This is a genomic window from Burkholderia lata, assembly GCF_902499025.1.
GTDB classification, from domain to species: domain Bacteria; phylum Pseudomonadota; class Gammaproteobacteria; order Burkholderiales; family Burkholderiaceae; genus Burkholderia; species Burkholderia lata_C.
This window is the reverse complement of sequence record NZ_CABVPW010000093.1, coordinates 1-4,296: the sequence shown is the minus strand read 5'-3', so window position 1 is coordinate 4,296 and position 4,296 is coordinate 1. Positions and strand designations below refer to the sequence as shown.

General features: G+C 61.7%; 2 protein-coding genes and 1 pseudogene. 1 reads left to right on the top strand and 2 read right to left on the bottom strand.

Annotated elements, in window-relative coordinates; genetic code table 11:
* Positions 1–90: 90 nt before the first annotated feature.
* A pseudogene (locus BDI24065_RS40640) lies at positions 91–576 on the top strand (hypothetical protein); the annotation flags it as partial.
* 1,139 nt (positions 577–1,715) lie between these two features.
* Here BDI24065_RS40640 and BDI24065_RS40635 read toward each other — a convergent pair.
* Both BDI24065_RS40635 and BDI24065_RS40630 read right to left on the bottom strand, forming a co-directional pair.
* Entirely contained in the window at positions 1,716–2,918 is a 1,203-nt protein-coding gene (locus tag BDI24065_RS40635; protein WP_175035918.1) for an IS91 family transposase, read from the bottom strand.
* A 9-nt stretch (positions 2,919–2,927) separates the two neighbouring features.
* The gene (locus BDI24065_RS40630; protein WP_175035917.1) at positions 2,928–3,806 is read right to left on the bottom strand and encodes a tyrosine-type recombinase/integrase; all 879 of its coding nucleotides are present in this window, start codon (positions 3,804–3,806) and stop codon (positions 2,928–2,930) included.
* Positions 3,807–4,296: the final 490 nt, after the last annotated feature.

Genomic DNA, 4,296 nt, shown 5'->3' with positions numbered 1-4,296 from the left:
TCCTCAAACTCGGTTGCTGCCTGATCTGCTGGAACACCCTCCGGCGCGCCGAACAGTCTTTATGAAACCGTCTCTAAGGAGCGCACGAAGTCAAGCGCGGCGATTACGATTCATCTTTCCGATTTCGTCCTCGCGCAGTTTGCGGCACAGCAGATTGTGCGCGCTGGATTGCTCGAGGGCGACGTGCGTCGCGAATACGTATTTCCGTCGCAACAGGGCAAGATTCCGCACGTCACTATTCATACAACGTGCAAGGCGATCCGCGACCGGCAACGCGGAAAGGGTACATCGACCGAAGGTCGCACGACAGCAACGGATACGCTTATTGTCTCGGGTGGTCAATGGAAATGCCATGACCTGCGTCGTACCTGCGGAACGATGATGCAGTCACTTGGTATTGCTGAGAGCATCGTACATCGATGTCTGAACCACGCGCGTAACGATCCGCTTGATCGAATCTATCTGCAGTTTAATTACGACGAGCAGATGCGCGATGCATGGCGACGATGGGGCGATCGTCTGTCGGAATTGCTGGGCGAAGATGCGAGAAACGTGCGTTTTCTGTTCAAGTCGTAGTCCGCGGTCTCAATCAACTCAGGCATTCATATCCGATCGACGACCGCTGTTTATCCAACAGCACGAAGATTCGCAGACGCGAGTCGTCGGTGATACCGCTCGAGCGGGACTTCGGATTTTTGCCTCGACTATCGATAAAGCAATGCGAAAGCACCTCCGTCTTGCGTCGTCGGCCGCAGACGCAATTGCGACCACTTCCTACCGATCAGATCCGTCGTCTGTCGCTCGTGCGTCATCGTGCGCTTGCAGCGCTCTGTAACGGATGCGGCGGTTGAGCCGATCGCCACGTTGTCCAATATGCTCGTACCATCGTTCTACGGCATCTGGTTTGCCGATTGAATCTCGCTGAGAGATGACCGTTGTCAGACTGCAGTGGCGAATCCGGTGAACGTCTGACGCGCATTGATTCACCGATGAGTCTGCAAGCTAGCACGGTCTACGCGTGGTGCATGTGTCGAAGTCTGACGGTTTCTACGTAGAAACTTTAGGAAGCGCGATAGGATGTGCGTGGTTGCCAGTGAACGGGTGCCACGATGCGCTCCGTCGAAGTGGTCCATTCCTAGGCGGGATTCGGCGAACTGAAGGGGAACATAGTAAGGGCTATGTTACCCTTCAGTTCGGGACATTGCGTGAAAGCGCTGCGCTCGCCGCTCACACAACTAAAGTTGTGGCTATGTTTCAACTAAAGTTGTGTCGATCGACGGGTTGCTGGTCCGCCAACCGCGCCGCATCTGTCCCAAGCGGTGTTTCGGAGCCAAGTTTCGGGGTGAAGTCGAGCTCTCGTGATAATGCAGAGGATTTTTTGCGAAGCGGAAACGGCGCACTGAGTTGGCCTAGACGCGGCGAACGAGGCAGTTTCCGCTTCGTAAAAAATTCTTTGAGCTAAACCGCTCCGCAGGCGGTGCCGGCTATGGGCATTGAATCGTTGCGGCTACCGGTGATCTTGCCAGTGGCGATGTTCGAGCCGGTGGGTACGTGGGGAATTGCGTGCGCTTTAGTTGGTCGCGCAACTCGTTGGACGAGATCGCTCGGTGAACGTAAGCGACGACGATGCCTGACGGACACGAGGGGCACGAGCAGGTTCGCCGTGTTCGCCGCGACGGCGCGGACACGGTGGCCAGCGTAAGACAGCGGGAGTTTCATGTGGCCGCCTGCGCCGGCGGCGCTCGTGGTGAGGTGCTCGGCAGCCAGCGCGCGACGTCGAACATGCGCCCCCGGGAACAAGCCGGACATACGTGCAACGAGCGGCCAGTCAGCGCCTCGTAGTGGTCTCGATAGTCGGACGGTGGTGAGCAAGTGTCGCGCGGCGACGATTCGGCGTTGAGAAGCCGGCGACAGGTGGCCAATCGCGCCTCGCGCAGGCGATTGCTGAGCAGCCCGTAGTGACGGATGCGCTGGAGTCCGTGCGGCAGCACATGCTGCAGGAAGCGCCGGATGAATTCCTGCACGGGCAGGCGCATCGCGCGTGGCTTGTCTGGTCGGCGATAGTCCTTCCACCGAAACGTCACGTGCGTGTCGTCGCATGCGAGCAGGCGGTGATTGGCGATCGCGACGCGATGCGTGTAGCGGCCGAGATAGTCGAGCACTTGTTGCGGGCCGCCGAACGGCGCCTTGGCATAGACGACCCAGTCGGTGCGACGCGCGTCGGCCAGCGCGTGGGCGAATGCGCCGGGCTCGGCCAGCGGTGCGAGCGACGCGCAGAACTGCAAGGCGCCGGTCTCGAAGGCCTGCTGCAGGCGCGCGAGAAACAGTCGGCGGAACAGTCGCGAGAGCACGCGCACGGGCAGGAAGAAGCCGGGGCGGCAGGCGATCCAGCGTTGCCCGTCCGGCGACAGGCCGCCGCCCGGCACCACGCAGTGCAGGTGCGGGTGATGGACCAGATTCTGCCCCCAGGTATGCAGGATCGCGATGAAGCCGATTGCGGCGCCGAGATGTCGCGGATCGGCGGCGATCGTCTGCAGCGTTTCGGCGGTGGCCTGAAACAGAATCTCGTAGACGACGCGCTTGTTCTGGAAGGCCAGCGCGGCAATCGATTCGGGCAGCGTGAACACCACGTGGAAGTACGGCACGGGTAGGAGATCGGCGTGACGGTCGTCGAGCCATCGCGCACGGGCGAGCGACTGGCACTTCGGGCAGTGCCGGTTGCGGCACGAGTTGTAGGCAATGCGCTGATGGCCGCAGGCGTCGCATTGCTCGAGGTGACCGCCGAGCGCCGCAGTCCGGCATTGCTCGATGGCTCGCATGACACGATACTGCGCGCGATTGAGCGCATCGGCATGCTGCTGCCGATAGGTCGGACCATGGCGGCGCAGGATGTCCGCCAGTTCCAGCCGGGGCGGCATGATCGCCGCTCAATCGCTGGCGGACGAGGGCTCGGGTGGCGTGAACGGGGCGGCTGGCTGAGGAAGCCGGTCGAATGGGCTGGTGGTTGCGCACACGGTGCTGGTCGCGACCTTCAAAAAGCGCGACGTGGTGGCGAGGCTGCGATGACCGAGCAGCAACTGGATGGTCCGCACGTCGGTGCCGGATTCGAGTAGGTGCGTGGCAAACGCGTGGCGCAGCGTGTGCGGCATGATGGGCTTGCTGATGCCGGCGCGTTGGCGCGCCTTCTGGCAGGCTCGCCACAGTATGGCGGAACCGATCGGCTGATCCGGGAAGCGGCCGGGGAACAGCCAGTGTTCGGGACGACCCAGGCGCCAGTACTCGCGCAGGATCTCGAGCAGCCGGGGCGACAGCATCACGTAACGATCGGCCTGTCCTTTACCCTGGGCAACGCGCAGCACCATGCGCTGGCTGTCGATGTCGCTGACCGTCAAGCGAGTCGCCTCCGAGATCCGCAGTCCACCGGCGTAGGCGGTCATCAGAATCGCGCGGTACTTGACGCTGCGGATCGACTCGAAGAAGCGCATCACTTCGTCCGGGCTGAGAATGACCGGCAAGGTGCGCGGCACCTTCGAGGAGGCGATCTCGTCGATCGTCCAGTTGCGCTTGAGGGTGACGTTGTAGAGAAAGCGTAACGCGGCGGTCGCGACCATCAGAGTGCTGCCGGCGCGCCCGGCCTCGACCAGATGCACCTGCCAGGCGCGAATTTCCTCCGGGCCGAGCTGCTCGGGCGAGCACCCGAAGTGTCGCGCGAAGGCTCGCACGTACTGGACGTACACCCGCTGGGTATTGGCCGCGAGGTTGCGCACGCGCATATCCTCGATCATGCGTCGACGTAATGCCGTCATGGTGGGTCTCCTCGAATCGGACCAGGCAGCCCACTGCTGCCGGTGCCGCATTCGAGAAGCGTCGCACCTTTGATCGTGCGGTGACGCTGAATCACTACCCCTACCGCGTCAGCGGTTTAGTTCAAGGATTCTTATCACAACGGCATTGCGCCGATACCAAACTGCCGAGGCAGGCAACGCGGGAGACACTCGGTGCGCCGTCGAGCCGTGTCCGGCGGACGACGGGGGATTGGACCGGCGGCCGCCGGTAGTAACAAAATTAGTTGAAAACTAGTAACAACTTTAGTTGTGTGAGCGATGCTCGCGCGTGGAGCGTGCAACCGCAAAAAGTCTTTGAATGCCTTCAACCCGGTTTGCGTCAGATCAAACGGGTGGGCGTATTGCCGCATTGGACATGTCCGATGGGCATGCTACGCGACCGGACGCGAAGCGGACGCCTCAAAATCCGAAGCCGCGTGAAGGCCGGTGCCTTTGCGCCGTGTTTCCGCGG

What these genes read in the sequence shown, in the direction of transcription:
- BDI24065_RS40635 (WP_175035918.1), bottom strand. Translation starts at nt 2,918, where the DNA reads ATGCCGCCCCGGCTGGAACTGGCGGACATCCTGCGCCGCCATGGTCCG.
- BDI24065_RS40630 (WP_175035917.1), bottom strand. Translation starts at nt 3,806, where the DNA reads ATGACGGCATTACGTCGACGCATGATCGAGGATATGCGCGTGCGCAAC.